Below are 18,367 nucleotides of genomic sequence, written 5' to 3' on the forward strand. Positions count from 1 at the left end.
TACATGCCCAATGATAAGTCTATAAGTTTAATTCCCAATATATAACTCTTCCTTTATTTAATTGTTTCTGGGTATGATTAACGATTTTTATTGGCAAATAAGCATAAATAGCAATGTCGAAAAATAAAATATGTCCATTTTTAATAGAGTAAGTAAGGGTTTTCTAATTTAATGACATCTTAGTATTGCGAAAATCTTTATAAATGTATATACTTATTTTATAATAATCTATACTTTTGTAAACTGTTTAGTAGCTGTATGTATAGTTATGAAAAGCAACCTGTTAGCTAAGAATATATAACTATGTTATGGACATTATTTCTAATAATTTAAGGAGTTGATTGAGATGATTCACGGATCATTGAAAGCGTTCCCTAGTAATTTTCTTTGGGGTGCTGCATCTGCAGCGTATCAAGTAGAAGGTGCATGGAATGAGGATGGGAAAGGAGTATCTAATTGGGATAAATTTGTTAGAATTCCTGGAAAAACATTCAAAGGTACAAATGGAGATGTAGCGGTAGATCATTACCATCGTTATAAAGAGGACGTACAATTGATGGCCGAAATGGGAATGAAGGCATATCGATTTTCTGTTGCTTGGACTCGTATTTTTCCTGAAGGAAGAGGAGAAGTAAATCAAGCTGGAATTGAGTTCTACAATAATTTAATTAATGAGCTAATCAAGTATAATATTGAGCCAGTTCTTACTCTTTATCATTGGGATCTCCCACAAGTTCTTCAAGATGAATATGCAGGGTGGGAATCTCGCCAGATTATAGAGGATTTTACGAATTATAGTGTAGAATTATTTAAACAGTTTGGAGACCGAGTGAAATATTGGGTTAGTTTAAATGAGCAAAATATTTTTACTGGTTTAGGCTACCGAATGGCTGTACATCCACCTGGAGTGACAGATGAAAAACGTTTCTATCAAGTAAATCACCATGCGAACTTAGCGAATGCTAGTGTTATCAAAGCATTCCGCAAATATGTTCCAAATGGAAAAATTGGTCCTAGCTTTGCTTACTCGCCTGCATATGCTTTAACTTCAAAGCCAGAAGATATTATTGCTGCAGAGAATGCTGAAGAATTTAATAGCCATTGGTGGATGGATATGTATGCTTGGGGAAGATACCCGGAGGCTGCTTGGAACTATTTAGAAGCAAATGGACTAGCTCCAGAGGTAGAAGAAGGGGATTTTGAATTATTACGAGAAGGTACTCCTGATTTCATGGGACTTAACTATTATCAAACAACGACCTTTGAGAAAAATCCGTTAGAAGGCGGAGTAGGTAGTGCTGAAATGAACACTTCTGGTAAAAAAGGTACTTCACAGGATTCAGGAATACCTGGTGTGTTCAAAACAGTCGAAAATCCAAATCTAGAAAGAACCGATTGGGATTGGAATATTGATCCACAAGGATTACGTATAGCACTTCGGAGAATTACAAATCGCTATCATCTCCCTATTCTCATCAGTGAGAATGGCTTAGGGGCATTTGATAAACTAGAAGAAGGCGATATCGTCAATGATGATTACCGCATTGATTTTATCCGTGCTCACGTTAACGCAATGCAAGAAGCCATTACAGATGGAGTAGACTTAATGGGATACTGTGTATGGTCGTTTACCGATCTTCTAAGCTGGTTGAACGGATTCCAAAAACGATACGGCTTCGTTTATATCAATCAGCATGAAGAAGGAACGCATGACCTTCGCCGCATCAAGAAGAAAAGCTTTTATTGGTATAAGGAAGTAATCGAATCGAATGGAGAAAATAGATAAATAGGAGCAACCTCGCATGTGCTTTATGCACGGTGAGGCTGCTTTTTTTTGCTGTAAAATTCTTTAAATGGTTTTTAATGTCTTTAATAAACCTAATCTAATCAGGGAATTACTATCCATTTCTGTAGTTTTAGTAGATAGCGTGTTTATTGACAAGTGGACAAAATCACTTTATCTCTTTATTCAGAGAAAAAGGAATTTCATGGTAACATCCTTTATATAGTTCTGTCTGGTTGTGCATATAGATACATAAATATACATTTCTTTTCCATTATCCTCTTACTGAAAGTAGTAAAGGAAAAAGAAGTTCATTAAATCGTCAATTTTAAAGTCTTCTTTTTCAGAAAAAGTAGATATAATGGAACTATAAAAGATGTATGAGTAATACTTCTTTAAAAATTGCTACTTTTTAGTATATTATTGTTTTTGCCAAATAAAAGGGAATAGAAATCTTATGATAGACAGTAATATAAGTTCTTTGAATAATTACGGGATAATATATTTGCGTAATGTTACACTTGAAAAATTATGTGATTTATTTCACAAGAAATCCACCTTACTAGTAGAATCTTGGAGGGACGAAAATGAAAATGAAAACGAAATTAGTAATGATTGGAAACGGAATGGCGGGAGTTCGTACGATTGAAGAAATATTGAAGAGAAATGCGAATCTTTTCGAAATTACGATTATTGGGGATGAATCTTATCCAAACTATAACCGGATTATGCTTTCAAATGTTTTGCAGGGAAAAACAACTGTAAATGATATAAATATTAATGACTGGAACTGGTATCAAGAAAATCATATTAATCTATTAACAGGTGAAAAAGCGATAAAGATTGATAGAGAAGAGAAGGCAGTAATCACTGATAAAGGGAAAATGATTGAATATGATGAACTCATCCTTGCAACAGGATCTAGTGCCTTTATTCTACCGATACCTGGAAGTGATTTAGAAGGAGTAATTGGTTTCAGAACGATTGGTGATACAGAAAAAATGATGGAAACAGCAAAGCAATATAAAAAAGCGGTTGTTATCGGTGGCGGATTATTAGGGCTAGAAGCAGCAAGAGGATTGATTGATCGTGGAATGGAAGTTCATGTTGTCCATTTATTGCCTACTTTAATGGAGCAACAGCTAGATGCAGCAGCAGCTAATCTTCTTAGAAAAGATTTAGAGGCACAAGGTATGAAATTTTTGATGGAAAAGCAGACAGCAGAGATAGTTGGAGAAGAACGTGTTAAGGGATTAAAGTTTACAGACGGTACTAGTGTTGAATGTGATCTAGTCGTGATGGCGGTTGGAATTCGACCAAATGTGGCAATTGCCCGTGAATCAGGATTAGATGTAAATCGTGCCATTATTGTTAATGATCAAATGGTTACTTCTGATCCATCGATTTATGCAGTAGGAGAGTGCGCGGAACATAATGGAATTGCTTATGGATTAGTTGCTCCCCTTTATGAACAAGGAATTGCCCTTGCAGATTGCATTACAGGCAGAGAAGGTAAAGGATATAAAGGATCGATTCTTTCTACCCAATTAAAAGTGGCAGGGTGTGACTTATTCTCAGGGGGAAAAATCCATGAAGATGTATATACAGAAGCTATCATCGTCCATGACCAGTTTGCAAAAGTATATAAAAAAATCTTAGTAACAGATAACAAAATTGTTGGGATTGTTTTATACGGAGATGCCTCTGATGGGAATCGTTTATTTAATATGCTGAAGAAACAAGCAGATATTAGCGAATATACAAGTTCCTCTGTTTTAAGCAAGAGTGGGCAGGACTCAGAAGAGGATTTAGTAGCAAGTATGAGTGCGAATGATACAGTTTGTGGATGTAATGGGGTGACAAAGGGTGCGATTGTCCATTCTATTTTGGAGCAAGGATTGTCTACATTTGAAGAAGTGAAAGGATGTACCAAAGCAGGGGCATCTTGTGGTAAATGTAAACCACTAGTTGAAGGCATTTTAGCACATACACTTGGTGACAGTTTTGACGCTTCTATTCAAAAAACAGGAATGTGTAGCTGTACGACACTTACTCGTGATGAAGTAGTAGCAAATATAAAAGAAAAGCAGCTTAAATCTCCGAAAGAAGTAAGAATGGTGCTTGATTTTGCAAGTGAGGAAGGCTGTTCTAAATGTCGTCCAGCATTAAACTATTATATGCGTATGCTGTTCCCAGAAGAGTATGAGGATGATAAAGCATCCAGATTTGTAAATGAAAAAATGGAAGGGAATATTCAAAAAGATGGTACGTTCTCTATCATTCCTCGTATGTATGGAGGAACAACTACAGCAGAGGATCTAGTGAAAATAGGAGAAGTAGCGAAAAAATATAATGTACCATTAGTAAAAATTACAGGTGCAAGCCGTATCGGACTTTACGGTGTAAAGAAAGAGGATGTACCGCTTGTTTGGGAAGAGCTAGGAATGCGTTCTGGTTATGCGTATTCTAAATCCCTTCGTAACGTAAAATCATGTGTTGGCTCAAGATTTTGTCGCTTTGGCACACAAGATTCATTGGGGCTTGGTATTAAATTAGAACAAGCAATTGAAATGGTCGATACTCCTCATAAAATGAAAATGGGCGTTACAGGCTGTCCAAGAAACTGTGCGGAAGTTCTTACAAAAGACTTTGGTGTCATTTGTGTAGAAAATGGCTATCAATTGTATATCGGCGGAAATGGTGGGACAGAAGTCCGTGAATGTGATAGCTTAACAACGGTGAAAACAGAAGAAGACGTAATTACGATGGCAAAGGCGTATGTTCAGTATTATCGTGAAAATGCTAATTATGGAGAAAGAACGGCTCCATGGGTGGAACGTATGGGTATTGAAACAGTGAAAGAAACACTGTTAAATGCAAAAAATATGAAACAGTTTGTAAGCAGATTTGAAAAAGCGAAAACAACATACGAAGAAGCTTGGTCTTCTGTTCTAAACGACCAAACGAAAAGAGAAATGTATGAAGTGATAAAAGGATAATCGCAGAGCACAAAAATGGAGGGTATACATGATGACTGCAACTTTAGAGTGGAAGAAGATTATGAAACTAGCTGATTTACCTAGACAAATTGGCAAAGAGGTTCATTTAAAAGAAAAATCAATTGCGTTATTTCATCTTTCAAATGGAGATGTTCGAGCAGTTGCCAATAGATGTCCCAATCAAAATGGACCATTGGCAGAGGGCATAGTGTCAGGCGAGTATGTTTTCTGCCCCCTCGATGATTGGAAAATCTCCTTAGTCACAGGGGAAGTTCAAAAGCCGGATGATGGCTGTGTAGAGGTTTATGAAACACAAATAAAAGATGACTATATTTATATAATGGTGTAAGAGATGAATACGAACAAGGGGTATGTAGCATTTGTCGGAGCAGGACCTGGAGATATTGGATTGATTACCAATAAGGGGGTAGAGTGTTTAAAACAGGCAGAAGTTGTCTTGTATGATCGCCTAGCAAATCCGCGCTTATTACGTTTTACAAGCAAGGATTGTACGTTTATCTATTGTGGAAAGCTACCAAACAATCATATCATGCGACAAGAAAAGATTAATGAAACATTAGTAGCAGAGGCGTTAAAAGGAAAATATGTTGTCCGGTTAAAAGGGGGAGATCCTTCTGTTTTTGGAAGAGTAGGAGAAGAAGCAGAAGCGATAGCAAAATACGATATTCCCTTTGAAATAGTACCTGGTGTGACATCAAGCATTGCAGCTAGTGCTTATGCAGGCATTCCGGTAACCCACCGAGATTATAGTACTAGTTTTACGATTCGAACAGGGCATGCTTGTAAGAAAAATGAAGCTTCCGTTCATCATGAACCAAAGCAATCGGAGGCAATAGGAGATACACTTGCTTATTATATGGGAGTGAAGGGCTTACCGGGAATTTGTGAAAGTTTAATAGCTCAAGGTAAGGCTGGTGATACAAAAGTAGCTGTTATTGAATGGGCAACATTAGGAAAGCAGCGAGTAGTTGAGGGTACCTTAACAACAATTGTCGAAAAGGTAAAGGAAGCAAAGCTTGGAAATCCTGCTTTAACCATTATTGGAGATGTCGTTCAGTTAAGATCATCGATTGCCTGGTTTGAGAAAAAATCCTTTTATCAAAAGAAGCTATTAATTGCAAAAAGCTCTTCAGAGGAAAGTATGCTAGAAAGATATTTTACGAAAAATGGTGCTGAAGCTTATTCATTTCCTACTTTCAATTCAATTGCTCATTCTTACACGGATGAGGAATTACAGTTGATAGTAAACGCAGAAAGATTAATTTTTGCATCTGTAGAAGGAGTAGGCTATGTGTTTTCCCAGCTGTTTGAGGCAGGTTATGATTTACGGGATCTTCCTAGACAAATCGAACATCTATCTGATAAAACACGTAAGGAATTAGAGAAAAGGGGAGTTCGCGGCATAAAGGCATCCTACGACAAAAAAAGTGCCATTTTTATTGGGGATGAACAAGTAATAGAAAAACAAGCGTTCTCAGATAATCTTCTTGCATTCCCTAGTCATACTAATCAAATAGATGAACGTTTTCATGAAGTTAATGAGCGCTTATTGACAGAAAATCAGTGGGAAACGGTTATATTTCCAAATAAGCGATCTGTTGACTTATTTTTGCAAGAATGGCCTACCTTTAGTGAAAAAGATCCAAAAGAACTTCTGTTTGCTGCAATTGGTCATTCGGTACAGGAGTATGCACGTAAAAGAGGATTTAGTCAGAAAGATGAGCATGTGCAGCTAGAATTAGATAAGCAGGAATGGAAGCGTGAGAGTTAATGGATGCAGTGGTATATATTGGTCATGGAAGCAGAATTGTAGAAGGAAATAAACAATTCTTAGCGTTTATAGAAGAAGTTAAAAGAGAAGTAAATATTCCAGTTCAGGAAATTGCTTTTTTAGAACTAGCTTCACCATCTATTAGTGAAACAATGGAAAAAGTAATTCGTGCAGGTGCAAAAGATATTCTAGTAGTACCTGTTCTATTATTTGCGGCTGCCCATTTTAAAAGAGATATTCCAGAGGAATTGGAAGCTGTGAAAGAAAGGTTTCCGAAAGTGCGTTTTTATGTTTCTAAACCATTTGATCTGCATCCAAAAATGCTTGATTTAGTCCTAAAAAGAATAGACGAAAAACGAGTAGAAAACGATGGGGTAATTCTATTGGTGGGCAGAGGCAGTAGTGATCCGGAACCAATTTGGAAACTGAAGGAAATGAGTAAAGGCATCCATCAAAAATTAGGAGTCTCCGTCTATACAGCTTTTTTAACAGCAGGAACGCCAGCGTTTGTAGAGGAATTGGAAAAGCTTCAATTAAAGGATAACAGGATTTATGTCGTTCCGTATTTACTTTTTACTGGAAGGCTATTAAAAAGAATGGAGAATAAAATTGAAAACAGCGGCAAAGTTATTCTTTGTAATCCATTAAAGTACGATTCCTTTATGAAGGAAGTTTTGATAGAAAGAATGGAAGAACAATTAATGAGTCTCAAAAAATAATCTATTGTTTAAATTATCTGTAGAGGAGTGTCATGATGAAAGAGGTTATTACTTCATTTAGTAACACGGCATTAACGAAGGTTAACGCTTTACATGTAAGTAGAAAGAAGTATTTAGTAGGTGCCATGCTGGCCGGATTTTTTGTTGGGTTAGGAATTATTCTTATTTTTACAATTGGTGGATTGCTTGGTTCAACTGGATTTGCAGGTACCAAAATAATAATGGGTGTCTCATTTGGGATTGCCTTGAGTTTAGTAATTATGGCGGGGGCAGATTTATTTACTGGGAATAATATGGTGATGACAATTGGTATGTTAGAGAATAAAGTAACCTGGAAAGATACCGGAAAAGTATGGGGATATAGTTATCTTGGCAACTTTATTGGTTCTATTCTCGTGGCGTTATTATTTAGTTACTCTGGTTTAGCGGTTGGAGGAGTAGCAGATTTCATCACAAACGGAGCAGCAGCGAAAATGAATGCTCCATTTATGGAATTACTTATTCGTGGGATTCTTTGTAATATTTTAGTTTGTTTAGCTGTTTGGTGTTCGGTGAAATTAAAGGATGAAACAGCAAAATTAATCATGATCTTTTGGTGTCTGTTTGCCTTTATTACTTCTGGATTTGAGCATAGCATTGCCAATATGACTTTATTATCTATTGCCCTAATCATTCCTCATCCTGAGACAGTTTCCATTGGTGGAATGTTTGCTAATTTACTGCCAGTAACAATTGGGAATATAATTGGCGGCGCTTTATTCGTCGGGGCAGCATATTGGTATCATATTTCAGAGAAGACGCAAGCTGTAGTTAAATCATTTAAAAAAGAAGCTTAATTTCAAGTTGTTTATGTGAAGTGTATCACAAAAAATCTATCTCGGAAAAAGGAGGTGGATTTTTTATTTTCCTTCTTGTGATTGAAAGGTGAATACCATGCTCCTTTATGAACAAAATAAAAGGAATTAAAGAGGAAAAATCGCATTTAAAAGGATGTGTTCGAAAAAATGGTCACAAAAATCAGTAAGACTATCCAAAATATCCAACAATATAGTCAGTCATTTAATGATATAGAGGATTTAAACGGTTTAATTCAAGAGGCTAGTAAAGCCAAATACATATTACTGGGAGAAGCCACCCATGGGACAGCAGAATTCTATACCATTCGAGTGGAAGTCAGTAAAAAATTAATAAAAGATCATGGCTTTACTTTTATTGCAGTAGAAGGGGATTGGCCGTCTTGCTTTGAAGTGAACCAATATGTAAAAGGGCATTCAAATTATTCTCATGCAAGAGAAGTACTTTCTCAGTTTCAAAGATGGCCAACTTGGATGTGGGCAAATGAAGAAATTATTCCGCTCATTGAGTGGCTAAGAGCATATAACCTAGATAAAAAGGAAGAAGACAAGGTTGGATTTTATGGAATAGACGTCTATAGTCTATGGGAATCGATGGAGACGATTGTTACTTATTTGCAAAAAATAAATTCCCCAGATTTGGATAAGGCAATGCAAGCAATTACTTGTTTTCACCCCTATAACAAAAGACCAGAGCAATATGGCATGTCAGCAGCTTTTTTAGGAGAAAGCTGTAGAGAGGAAGTATTAGAGCTTCTAAATTCCATTGTATCGAAAAGAAAGCAATACATGGAAGAGGATAGGGAGTCCTATCTTAATTTACAAATCAATGGACTAGTGTCCAAAAATGCAGAAGCCTACTATAAGGCAATGATTACAGACGATACCGAATCATGGAATATTCGTGATCATCATATGGTGGAAGCTCTAGAATTTATCAGCCAATTTTATGGAAAGGATGCTAAAGGGATTGTTTGGGAACATAATACCCATATTGGTGATGCAAGAGCAACTGGTATGGAACAAGAAGGATTAGTAAATGTTGGACAAATCACAAAAGAAAAATTTGGAGCAGAAAATGTGTATGCAGTTGGTTTTGGTACCTACGAAGGGACCGTCATTGCAGCAGAAAAATGGGGAGATCCATACAAAATAATGGACATTCCAGCAGCGCAACATAATAGCTGGGAAGAACAACTTCATCGTGCGGGCTCCTTTAATAAATATCTAACGTTTACAGAAGATAACCGTCACCTTTTTAACCAGACAATCGGTCATCGTGCTATAGGGGTTATATATGAACCAGCGTATGAACATTATGGGAATTATGTACCGTCTAACATTTCTGAGCGCTATGATGGATTTATTTATGTGGATCGGTCTAAGGCGGTAACACCTATTGCTACTGATAGTGAGGGGTAAAATTAGATTAGCAAAGGACACAACAAGGTCTGAGAAGAAAATAATAAGAAAAATAATTAGCCAAAAAAGTAAAGGGATTTTTGCTTTTTTGGCTTTTTCATCCTAATTAAGATTTTACTTAAACAAGTAACAAAAAAATTTATCGCGGAATAGTATAGCAACCGGAGCCAAAATTTTGAAAACTACAAAAAAAGGTTCTGTAGAATATAAACAGAGGGTGACGTTAATTGGAGAGGAAGGCAACAGAAACGAAAATGGTTATTGTGGTTCGAAAAGATTTGTGTATGACAAAGGGGAAATATGTAGCACAAGGTAGTCACGCAAGTTTAGGATTAGTATTGGATATGCAAAAGCGTGAGGATGAGCATACACAAGCTATACTGGAAAAATGGTTCGATGAATCATCTACTAAAATATGTGTTTATGTCAAAAGCCTAAACGAACTGCATGAAATAAAAAATAGAGCCATTGAAAAGGGAGAAGCGGTTAAATTAATAACAGACAGCGGCTTGACAATGTTTCATGGAGAAAAGACAGATACTTGTTTAGCCATTTTAGGATATAGGACCAATGTAGATGAAATTACAGGACATTTACAACTCCTTTGATTTTGGTAGAAGTAAAATTTGTTTTCATTCATAAAATTTCAGCCCTCTGCATAGAGAATTTTTTATAGGTTATAAAGATTTATCTATCATTAGAGTTCTTCAAAAAGGCTAGCAAACACAGAAATTGTGATGCTAGTTTTTTTACCTACTCATAAACTTCAGTAAGACTCACAACTCTTGCATAAGAGATTGGAGGAAGATAGGTAGGAAATCCAATTGTCTGTAAAGTTCGAATGGAACAACTAACCAACAGTGGGAGAGGAAGGAAAATCCTACTGATGGAAATTTCACTTTATTAAGTGGATATCATATATAATTAAAAGTTACTCGTTTTGAAAAATAGTATTTTTTGGATATGGGAAATTTTATCGTTTTATATGCTATAATTTTTTTAATCTATGAAAAAAATTGAAATGAGGTTCGGCCTTGATTAAGAATACCCATCAAATAAAGATAGTTGTTTTCCTATTTCTATTCATTTCATTATGTATCCCTAGCAACATTTTTGCTGAAGATGCAAATGCTTATCCCATAAAAATACAGAAAATAGAAGTAATCCTTCCTAAGGACAAGCAGGTTCTAGAAAAGGGGGATACTTTTACTGTCCGTGCGAAAATTACTGATTCTGTTGCAACCATTACATCTTGTAATGTCTCCTTTTATCTAGATATACCTGAGTATTGGGGAAATTTGATTTTTGTGGATTTACAGGAAACAAATGATCCGGATATATATGAAGGTACTTATACATTAAAAGAGGATAAACCTTATGGAATGTGGAAGCTACATTATATTTCTATTTATGACAGTGCCTATAACTCACATGATAGTAGTTTAATAGAATGGGTTGATTTAAAGCGTAACTCTCTTCCAATAGGATTTAATTTCATCGATTATGATGGTGTATATGATCATAATGTAACGCCAGTATTTATTGGGGAGGGAAAACTTGATGGGAAGCGTTTTACAAGCGGAACAACTATTGATCGAGATGGGAATTATCAACTTGTCATTACCAATCCATTAGGGAAGGAAGTAACCGTTCCATTCCTGGTTGATAAAACGCCACCAATTATTAGTGGAGTGAAGGAGGGGATGATTTATAATCAACCTGTGACTCTTACTTATAATGAAGGATTAGGATATTTACAAACTCAACGATTTAATTATAAATGGTCATCACACGGCTACGGCTACATGCAAACAGGTTATGAGGCTACTGAAAATGCAAAATATTCTCTAGTTGTCACAAATAAAACTGGTGCGCAAACGATTGTTAGCTTTACCATTGATATGATTATACCAAGTTTAAATTTAACTAGCCAAAATACAAATTGGACCAATAAGGATGTAAAGGTTTCAATAGAAGCAGTGGATAAAGAAACTGGGCTTGCTGAGCTTATTGGTCCAGATGGAAAAAAGATTCCCACCAATCAAAAAACATACGAAATAAAGAAAAATGGAGTCTATACCTTCTCTGCCAAGGATATAGCAGGAAATAAGATAGAGAAGTATATAAGAATTAAAAATATTGATAAAACAGCACCAATAATGACGATTGACGGATCAACACTTATGCCGACAAATAAAGACCTAACCCTATTTATTTATACGAAGGATAAGGAATCGGGAATAAAATATATTCACCTTCCAAACGGAAAAAAAGGGGAGGCTAGCTTAAAATCCTACAAGATTACCAAAAATGGAACCTATACATTTGCAGCTGAAGATAGTGCTGGCAATAAAACGACACAAAAGATAAAGATAACGAATATTGATAAAGAAGTACCTAAGCAACCAAAAGTGAATAAAGTAACGACCAATTCCATAATTGTCTCTGGATATGCTGAAAAAGGGACGACTGTCTTTCTTTATAAGGGATCTAAACGTTTAGGATCAATGGTCGCAGATGCAAAAGGCTATTACATTATCAAAATTCCAAAGCAAAAGAAAAATACTGTTCTTACCGTTTTTACAAAAGACAATGCGAATAATAAAAGCAAATCAGCTAAAGTAAAGGTGCAACCTTTTAAATAACAATAGGAATAAAGTGTCAAGCACGAATAATTTATTATGTGCTGGCACTTTTATTAATTATTTTAAATCCTTTCTTAACTGAACGATATGGTTTGGATTAGTAGACCATTTTCTCATAAGCTCTTGTTGTCTTCTTTTCAAATCTTCATTAGGTTCTTCCACCATCTCTACTTCATCGAACCGTGCATCAAATAGATTAGCCTCTTTTATTTTTCTATAGCCTCCAAAGCCTATGTCGTCGTTTAGTAACCAGACAACTTTTTTCATATTGGCAAATAAGATTGCTCCAGTACACATGGGACAAGGCTCTAAAGAGGTATAAATAGTGAATTTCTGCCGACTTGCTTTTCCCTGTAAAATAGCCTGACCGCCATTTCTTATCGCAATAATTTCTGCATGTGCTGTTGCATCTTGATGAGGATGTACTTGGTTTCGCCCTTTGGAAATGATATTATTATCTTCATCAACTATTACTGCTCCAATTGGGTATGTATTCTCCATTAATGCATTTTCAGCTTCGTCTAATGCTAATTCTAAAAAGTACCTATCTAAGTCCAAATTCATGGTTATTAAACCCTCCACTAATTGAAGTGCCGCTTTGTATTATTCTACCATCATTATTCTATTATGATTGTTGAATACATAAAAAAAGGGGTTAACCGTCCTAGCTAGTTAACACCCTGTTTATTTTCTATTACTTTTTCTATAAATTATCTTTATTTAAGTTCTAATCGCCCATCCTTAAAAGAAGGAGTAGTTCTATAACTATCCTTTGGAAAAATAAATGTCCATGGCATACTGACATGGGAAGGAATGACAAGGTCTGGCAGTGTGAATTCCTTTTTTGCAATTACTTCATCATTAACACTGTAATGCAATGTTGCATTTTGAAAATTTAGCGGATGTTCCGTGAAATTATGAACCAATACGGAAACAAGTAGTGCATCCTTATGATTGATTGCTTCTCGGATAGGAGAAAAAATAACACTTGAACTGTTTATGTGTTCTATTTCATTAAAGATTTTTTCTATATTTTCTCTATCTTGAGGGGCAATTTGCTTGTCCCAGGAAGATTCAAATTGTAATTGCTGCATAATTATGACCACCTTTTGAAGTGAAGTGTAACATAAGTGAGGGAAAGAATCTAATAAACGAATCTAGTTGATTTCTTTTTATCATATATATTCCACGTTTAATTTCCCTCTAAACAGAACAAATGTTTTGGTGTAGAATAGTAAATGTTGCATCAAAACTATTAAATATTAGAGGTGGAATCAACTTGAATGGAACATCACATGCTGTAATTGGATCAGCAACTGGATTTATTGTTGCTCATACAGTGCAATCCACACCAACAGAGACATTAGTGTGTGTCACTTTAGGAGCCGTTTCTGGATTAATGCCTGACCTGGATATTGACGGGAAGCTTCGTGGAAAAATTACTTTACCTCATCAAATGATACAATTGTCTGCACAGGTAATCGGAATACTTATGGTGCTATATAGTTTCTTTGAGAAAACAGCAGTAGAAAGGTGGATGGGTGTCGGAATTGGGATTATGATTTTATTTATTGCTTCCTTAATTAAACAAAAGCATATGCTGACGATAACGGGTGTTGCTGTGTTGATGGGAGGACTTTCTGTTGAGGAACGATGGATTATTCTTCTAGGAATTTATATTATGATTGCATCCTTTACTTCACATCGTAGCTATACTCATTCTATTTTGGGCGTTGTGTTTTTTGGAATTATTGCTGCAAATTTAGAGACTTCTCTTGGTATTCAGGGGGTGTACTATACGTGTATTGGTGGATATATCAGTCATTTAATAGCCGATTTAAAAATTCTCCCATTTAACAAACGAGGCGTTAAGCTATTCTTGCCATTGACATCAAAGGAATTTTAATAGGTTACTAATTTGTCATTCTTTCCTTATACATAATATTAAGTTAGATAGAAAAAATCCTCTATTATAGCAATCTTAATAGGGGATTCTTTCTATCTGGCTCAAAAGCAATATGTTGATATTTCTAACCTAGATAGAATCGAAGTTACCATCCCTTTATGTTATAATATGGAAAAAGGGAGGTCTTATATATGGGCTTTGGTTTTCGAAAGAGCTTTAAAATAGCTCCTGGTGTTCGGGTGAATGTTGGAAAAAAGAGTGTTGGGGTAAGCGCTGGTGTAAAAGGGCTTAGATATAGCGTAAACTCTCGAACAGGCAGTAGAGTGACTGCTAGTATCCCAGGAACTGGTGTATCTTATACCACAACAGGTAGCCGAAGTAGAAAGTCGTCTGCCTATCAAAGACAGGCAGATATAAATAGAAGGAAACGTGAAATAGACAAGCTGAATGAATTAGAGCAGGCAAGACTTGCAGTAGAAGCATATGAAAATACAATTGAACGAATTCATAGCATTCATATTGAAGCAGATGATCCTATTAATTGGATAAAAGTAAGAGCTTCAGTTGCTCCCTACCGTCTCCCAAATGGAGAAATGGGAGAAAAGGAAAAACTAGCTTTACAGAAGCTTCAAAATTATAAGCCCGGAGTTCTTTCCAAGCTTTTTAATCGGCAATCTGCTGAACAGAAGTTACGAGAAGAGGTTATAGCTGCTAGAGAAGAAGATAAACAAGATTATCTTGCTTGGGAGCGCGATGTAAAGATTGCTACAAAGGTGTTGGAGGGAGATATTGATACATATTTCCAAGTCATTGAAGCATTTGCACCGTTGGCTGATTTAACGGAATTTGGAAGTGGGTTTGAATTCAGTTGTGGCGATGCGAAGGTAATGGAAATTGAATTTGAAGTAAATGCCGACGATGTTGTTCCAAAAGAACAATTATCTTTAACAAAGACTGGGAAATTATCGAGAAAGCAAATGCCGAAGGGGAAGTTTTTTGACATTCAGCAAGATTATGTCTGTAGCTGTATATTAAGAATTGCCCGTGATATGTTTGCACTATTACCACTACATACCGTCTACATACATGCAGTAGATAATCGTTTAAACACTGCGAATGGATATATGGAAAGGATCACCATTCTTTCCGTGAAATTGGACAAAGGCAAACTAAATCGATTAAATTTTGCTAATATTGACTGCTCCGATGCATTAGAAAACTTTGAACACAAGATGAATTTTAAAAAGACAAAAGGATTTGAGGCAGTTAGTCGTTTAGTGATTAATTAAAGCTATAGAGGGAATCAGAGAGGTTGCTCTTCTGCTTCCTTTTTTGGTTCTAGAATGAGGAAATGATGGAACAAAACTATCCTTTTCCTTCCCATCATGTGTTCCACCTTCATTTTTTATAAAAGAAATCGATAGATAAATAGTAATTATTACGATTTGCTAAGTCAAATGAGAGAGTGATAAAATGAAAAAATACCGGTTACAGTGTTAAGTGGCTATTTAGGTGCTAGGAAAACGCATTACTTAATCATATTCTATACATAATCATAAAGTTGCAGTAACTGTCAACGACATGAGGAAAGTAAATATTGATAGTGAACTTGTACAAACGGTTGGCGTTTTTCCCCGGAAGAGGAAATGCTAGTATTTATAGGATGGATAAAACGTGGCGCTGATAAAAGGAAATTCGACGAATGCTTATTAACAGATGAATAGTTTTATGACGATTGGCATCTGTTAAGCGATCCGTTTCAATGGCAAGTAGCAGCAGGATAGTTTTGTAAAACAAATAGCTTGCAAATCGTAATCGTTTCGTTTTAATATGAATAAGTGTTTAAAAGATTGGTTATTTTTATATAGTAAATCGTAATGATATCGATTTATATAAAGGAGGATAAAGATTGTGGCCAAAAAATCAAAGGTAGTAAAAGAGAAAAAAAGAAGAGAAATGGTGAAGAAATATGCCACCATTCGCAGAGAATTAATAGAGAAGGGTGATTATGAAGCATTAAGAAAACTACCTAGAGATTCTTCCCCGACAAGGTTGAAAAATAGATGTGAAGTAACTGGAAGACCAAGAGGCTATTTAAGAAAATTTAAAATGTCTCGAATTGCCTTTAGAGAATATGCTCATAAGGGGCAAGTACCTGGTGTGAAAAAGTCCAGCTGGTGATTAGTATATTCAATTAAAATAGAGGAGGACTAAATAATGAAAAAAGGAATACATCCTACTTATCAGGAAGTCGTTTTTATGGACGTAAATAGTGGCTTTCAATTTTTATCTGGATCAACAAAAACTTCAAAGGAAGAAATTATCTGGAAGGATGGAAATAACTACCCACTTATAAAAGTGGAGATTAGCTCTGCTACCCATCCGTTTTATACAGGGCGTCAAAAATTCTCTGATCGCGGCGGTCGAGTGGAACGATTTTATGAGAAGTATAAAAAAACAAACTCTTAATTTTAACGGTAAAAAGGAAAGTATCCGCTAATTGGTACTATGCAAAAATAGAAAAGGGAGTTGTCCCAAAAAAGTTTCAGACTATAATGCTATATTCGAATCAATCCGTATAGTTTGTATAGAATCATACGCTTTTTGGGACAATTCAAAACAAAAAGAAGGGCTATATGTTATTCAAATGATTTAAAGGTATAAGTTCCTTCTCCTATCGTGAACGATTTATTTTGAAGCTGTGAAGACTCGGTTAAAAGAATGATTTCAGTTAGCTGATTTGCAGAACCTTTCTTAAATAGAAAGCTTTGTTCTCCGATTGATAAAGTAGATGATGTGTTAGAAGAATCGATGATATTTAAGTGAAATAACTCATTCCAATGCTCAGCAACCGCTGAGGGGTCTGATACGGTATAAACTGCCTGATGGATAATTGTTTTTCCAGCAGGATGATTTTGGATAATTCCTGAAGATTGAAGTGCATGTAAACGCTCTGAATCAGTGCCTTTCCACTCAATTACAAACGGGTAGGGGAGACCTTGATAGGAACCGTCGATTGTCATCATTTTCCATTCAATGAGTTCTCCTTTACTATCTAATCGTTTTCCTGCCATAATGGGGGAAAGGGAAAGTCCAGCATCCTTTAGTCTATGAGCGATTTCTTCTATATTATTTGTTCGAAGAGCAACTCTACTTAAGGCCTCATGCTCAGGGAGAATTTGAATGGAATCTTTTACTACTCTGTTAGGCTCCTTAACTTGTTGAACCATATTTTTATTTTCAATTCCTAAGAATTCAATATAGGTTAGATCAAAATAACTGAGAGAATTATAGGTTCCCCATTGTTTATGAGAACCACCTCTAAAAGCAATTAAGTTTTTTTCTTTAAATATATCAATTGGTTTATCTATGTCGTTAACATAGTGAACGATATGATCCCACTTTACTTTTGTCACTTTGTTTCTCCTCCTAATTGAGATGTCCGTTTAACAGCTGTTAATACACTATTTTGTAATCCAGCTGCAAAATCACTTTTATTTAGCTCAAATAATGCATTTATTCCAACACCCCCAGGTGAATTGTTAATGTCTAATAATTGTCTTGGATGTTTTCCTGTTATTTTTAACATTTCAACTGCACCACTCGTGTTTTCTAGGGCGATTTTCCAAGAAAGATCTCTGGGCAAACCTGCAAGTACACCGGCATCTGCTAATGATTCAATAAAATAGTAAATATAGTTTGGACCTGCAACTCCATATCCAGTAAATATATCCAATAAGGATTCTTCGATATATTCCACTTTACCAAAACCGTTTAAAAATGAATTGATTTTGTTTTTATCAGCAAGATTATTTAGGGTGGCAGCACTGTATCCAAAGCCAGTATCTGTTAACGTATTAGGGATAACACGAACAAGGGCAAATTTATTATCTAAATAGGATTCAAGTTTTTTTAACGTAACTCCAGCAACAATGGAAATAATCGTAGCGTTCTGATCGGCATATTGATCGATTAAACCACTAATAGTCTTGATATCATCTTGTGGCCTTACACCAATAATAATTAAATCTGCATCCCTAAACCCGCTTTTTTCATTAAAAACAACATCTATCCCATATGTTTCAGCAAGATAATTTAGCCGAGAATGATTTATATCAAATACGTTAATTTGTTTATTCTCAAAAATATTATTGTGAATAACTGCCCGAATGATTGCTTCAACCATTTGTCCTCCACCGATAAAATATATCTTTTTCATGATTCATACTCCTTTTTTATTGAAAAGA

At 35.5% G+C, this 18,367-nt stretch carries 17 protein-coding genes; 13 read left to right on the forward strand and 4 right to left on the reverse strand.

Annotation, left to right across the window (positions count from 1 at the left end; genetic code table 11):
- Nucleotides 1-346: 346 nt before the first annotated feature.
- From AB3U99_RS07650 to AB3U99_RS07690, 9 genes are all read left to right on the forward strand, one after another.
- Nucleotides 347-1,786, forward strand: a complete 1,440-nt coding sequence (locus tag AB3U99_RS07650) for a glycoside hydrolase family 1 protein (protein WP_400246699.1) — start codon at nt 347-349, stop codon at nt 1,784-1,786.
- Between the two features lie 590 nt (nt 1,787-2,376).
- Entirely contained in the window at nt 2,377-4,782 is a 2,406-nt protein-coding gene (gene nirB, locus AB3U99_RS07655) for a nitrite reductase large subunit NirB (RefSeq protein ID WP_400247986.1), read from the forward strand.
- Between the two features lie 31 nt (nt 4,783-4,813).
- A complete protein-coding gene (gene nirD / locus AB3U99_RS07660) occupies nt 4,814-5,131 on the forward strand; it encodes a nitrite reductase small subunit NirD (protein WP_400247988.1) in 318 nt (105 codons plus the stop codon).
- Nucleotides 5,132-5,134: 3 nt separating this feature from the next.
- Complete coding sequence (gene cobA, locus AB3U99_RS07665; RefSeq protein WP_400246700.1) at nt 5,135-6,574, forward strand: uroporphyrinogen-III C-methyltransferase; 1,440 nt, start codon at nt 5,135-5,137, stop codon at nt 6,572-6,574.
- Entirely contained in the window at nt 6,574-7,293 is a 720-nt protein-coding gene (locus tag AB3U99_RS07670) for a sirohydrochlorin chelatase (RefSeq protein ID WP_400246701.1), read from the forward strand. The genes cobA and AB3U99_RS07670 overlap by 1 nt, the downstream gene beginning before the upstream one ends.
- Nucleotides 7,294-7,328: 35 nt before the next feature.
- Nucleotides 7,329-8,129 (forward strand): formate/nitrite transporter family protein, encoded by an 801-nt coding sequence (locus tag AB3U99_RS07675; RefSeq protein ID WP_400246702.1) that lies wholly within the window; start codon nt 7,329-7,331, stop codon nt 8,127-8,129.
- Between the two features lie 168 nt (nt 8,130-8,297).
- Nucleotides 8,298-9,569: an erythromycin esterase family protein gene (locus AB3U99_RS07680; RefSeq protein WP_400246703.1), complete on the forward strand. Its 1,272-nt coding sequence runs from the start codon at nt 8,298-8,300 to the stop codon at nt 9,567-9,569.
- Between the two features lie 227 nt (nt 9,570-9,796).
- Nucleotides 9,797-10,177: an aminoacyl-tRNA hydrolase gene (gene pth2 / locus AB3U99_RS07685; RefSeq protein ID WP_400246704.1), complete on the forward strand. Its 381-nt coding sequence runs from the start codon at nt 9,797-9,799 to the stop codon at nt 10,175-10,177.
- 426 nt (nt 10,178-10,603) lie between these two features.
- The gene (locus AB3U99_RS07690; protein WP_400246705.1) at nt 10,604-12,214 is read left to right on the forward strand and encodes an Ig-like domain-containing protein; all 1,611 of its coding nucleotides are present in this window, start codon (nt 10,604-10,606) and stop codon (nt 12,212-12,214) included.
- Nucleotides 12,215-12,271: 57 nt separating this feature from the next.
- On the opposite strand, the gene AB3U99_RS07695 is transcribed toward AB3U99_RS07690, so the two are convergent.
- Nucleotides 12,272-12,778 (reverse strand): nucleoside deaminase, encoded by a 507-nt coding sequence (locus AB3U99_RS07695; RefSeq protein WP_400246706.1) that lies wholly within the window; start codon nt 12,776-12,778, stop codon nt 12,272-12,274.
- 152 nt (nt 12,779-12,930) lie between these two features.
- Nucleotides 12,931-13,308, reverse strand: a complete 378-nt coding sequence (locus AB3U99_RS07700) for an SLAP domain-containing protein (RefSeq protein WP_400246707.1) — start codon at nt 13,306-13,308, stop codon at nt 12,931-12,933.
- A gap of 185 nt (nt 13,309-13,493) precedes the next feature.
- Between AB3U99_RS07700 and AB3U99_RS07705 the strand changes: the two genes are divergently transcribed.
- The 4 genes from AB3U99_RS07705 (at nt 13,494) to AB3U99_RS07720 (ending at nt 16,589) form a co-directional block, all read left to right on the forward strand.
- Nucleotides 13,494-14,120, forward strand: coding sequence for a metal-dependent hydrolase (locus tag AB3U99_RS07705; RefSeq protein WP_400246708.1), 627 nt, complete (start codon nt 13,494-13,496; stop codon nt 14,118-14,120).
- Nucleotides 14,121-14,311: 191 nt separating this feature from the next.
- On the forward strand, nt 14,312-15,409 hold the full coding sequence (locus tag AB3U99_RS07710) for a DUF4236 domain-containing protein (protein ID WP_400246709.1): 1,098 nt from the start codon (nt 14,312-14,314) through the stop codon (nt 15,407-15,409).
- Nucleotides 15,410-16,031: 622 nt separating this feature from the next.
- Entirely contained in the window at nt 16,032-16,301 is a 270-nt protein-coding gene (rpsN, locus tag AB3U99_RS07715) for a 30S ribosomal protein S14 (RefSeq protein WP_400246710.1), read from the forward strand.
- Between the two features lie 36 nt (nt 16,302-16,337).
- Nucleotides 16,338-16,589: a type B 50S ribosomal protein L31 gene (locus AB3U99_RS07720; protein WP_400246711.1), complete on the forward strand. Its 252-nt coding sequence runs from the start codon at nt 16,338-16,340 to the stop codon at nt 16,587-16,589.
- 170 nt (nt 16,590-16,759) lie between these two features.
- On the opposite strand, the gene AB3U99_RS07725 is transcribed toward AB3U99_RS07720, so the two are convergent.
- The gene (locus tag AB3U99_RS07725) at nt 16,760-17,536 is read right to left on the reverse strand and encodes a VOC family protein (RefSeq protein WP_400246712.1); all 777 of its coding nucleotides are present in this window, start codon (nt 17,534-17,536) and stop codon (nt 16,760-16,762) included.
- Nucleotides 17,533-18,339 carry a pyrroline-5-carboxylate reductase family protein gene (locus AB3U99_RS07730; protein ID WP_400246713.1) on the reverse strand — a complete coding sequence of 269 codons (807 nt, stop codon included), beginning with the start codon at nt 18,337-18,339 and terminating at the stop codon, nt 17,533-17,535. Before AB3U99_RS07730 ends, AB3U99_RS07725 begins: the two co-directional genes overlap by 4 nt.
- Nucleotides 18,340-18,367 lie beyond the last annotated feature (28 nt).

Origin of the sequence: Niallia tiangongensis, from assembly GCF_044704065.1 — a bacterium.
Taxonomy (GTDB): Bacteria; Bacillota; Bacilli; order Bacillales; family Cytobacillaceae; genus Niallia; species Niallia tiangongensis.

What these genes read in the sequence shown, in the direction of transcription:
- AB3U99_RS07700 (WP_400246707.1), bottom strand. Translation starts at nt 13,308, where the DNA reads ATGCAGCAATTACAATTTGAATCTTCCTGGGACAAGCAAATTGCCCCT.
- AB3U99_RS07670 (WP_400246701.1), top strand. Translation starts at nt 6,574, where the DNA reads ATGGATGCAGTGGTATATATTGGTCATGGAAGCAGAATTGTAGAAGGA.
- AB3U99_RS07680 (WP_400246703.1), top strand. Translation starts at nt 8,298, where the DNA reads ATGGTCACAAAAATCAGTAAGACTATCCAAAATATCCAACAATATAGT.
- cobA (WP_400246700.1), top strand. Translation starts at nt 5,135, where the DNA reads ATGAATACGAACAAGGGGTATGTAGCATTTGTCGGAGCAGGACCTGGA.
- nirD (WP_400247988.1), top strand. Translation starts at nt 4,814, where the DNA reads ATGACTGCAACTTTAGAGTGGAAGAAGATTATGAAACTAGCTGATTTA.
- AB3U99_RS07695 (WP_400246706.1), bottom strand. Translation starts at nt 12,778, where the DNA reads ATGAATTTGGACTTAGATAGGTACTTTTTAGAATTAGCATTAGACGAA.
- AB3U99_RS07710 (WP_400246709.1), top strand. Translation starts at nt 14,312, where the DNA reads ATGGGCTTTGGTTTTCGAAAGAGCTTTAAAATAGCTCCTGGTGTTCGG.
- AB3U99_RS07730 (WP_400246713.1), bottom strand. Translation starts at nt 18,339, where the DNA reads ATGAAAAAGATATATTTTATCGGTGGAGGACAAATGGTTGAAGCAATC.
- AB3U99_RS07720 (WP_400246711.1), top strand. Translation starts at nt 16,338, where the DNA reads ATGAAAAAAGGAATACATCCTACTTATCAGGAAGTCGTTTTTATGGAC.
- nirB (WP_400247986.1), top strand. Translation starts at nt 2,377, where the DNA reads ATGAAAACGAAATTAGTAATGATTGGAAACGGAATGGCGGGAGTTCGT.
- AB3U99_RS07675 (WP_400246702.1), top strand. Translation starts at nt 7,329, where the DNA reads ATGAAAGAGGTTATTACTTCATTTAGTAACACGGCATTAACGAAGGTT.
- AB3U99_RS07650 (WP_400246699.1), top strand. Translation starts at nt 347, where the DNA reads ATGATTCACGGATCATTGAAAGCGTTCCCTAGTAATTTTCTTTGGGGT.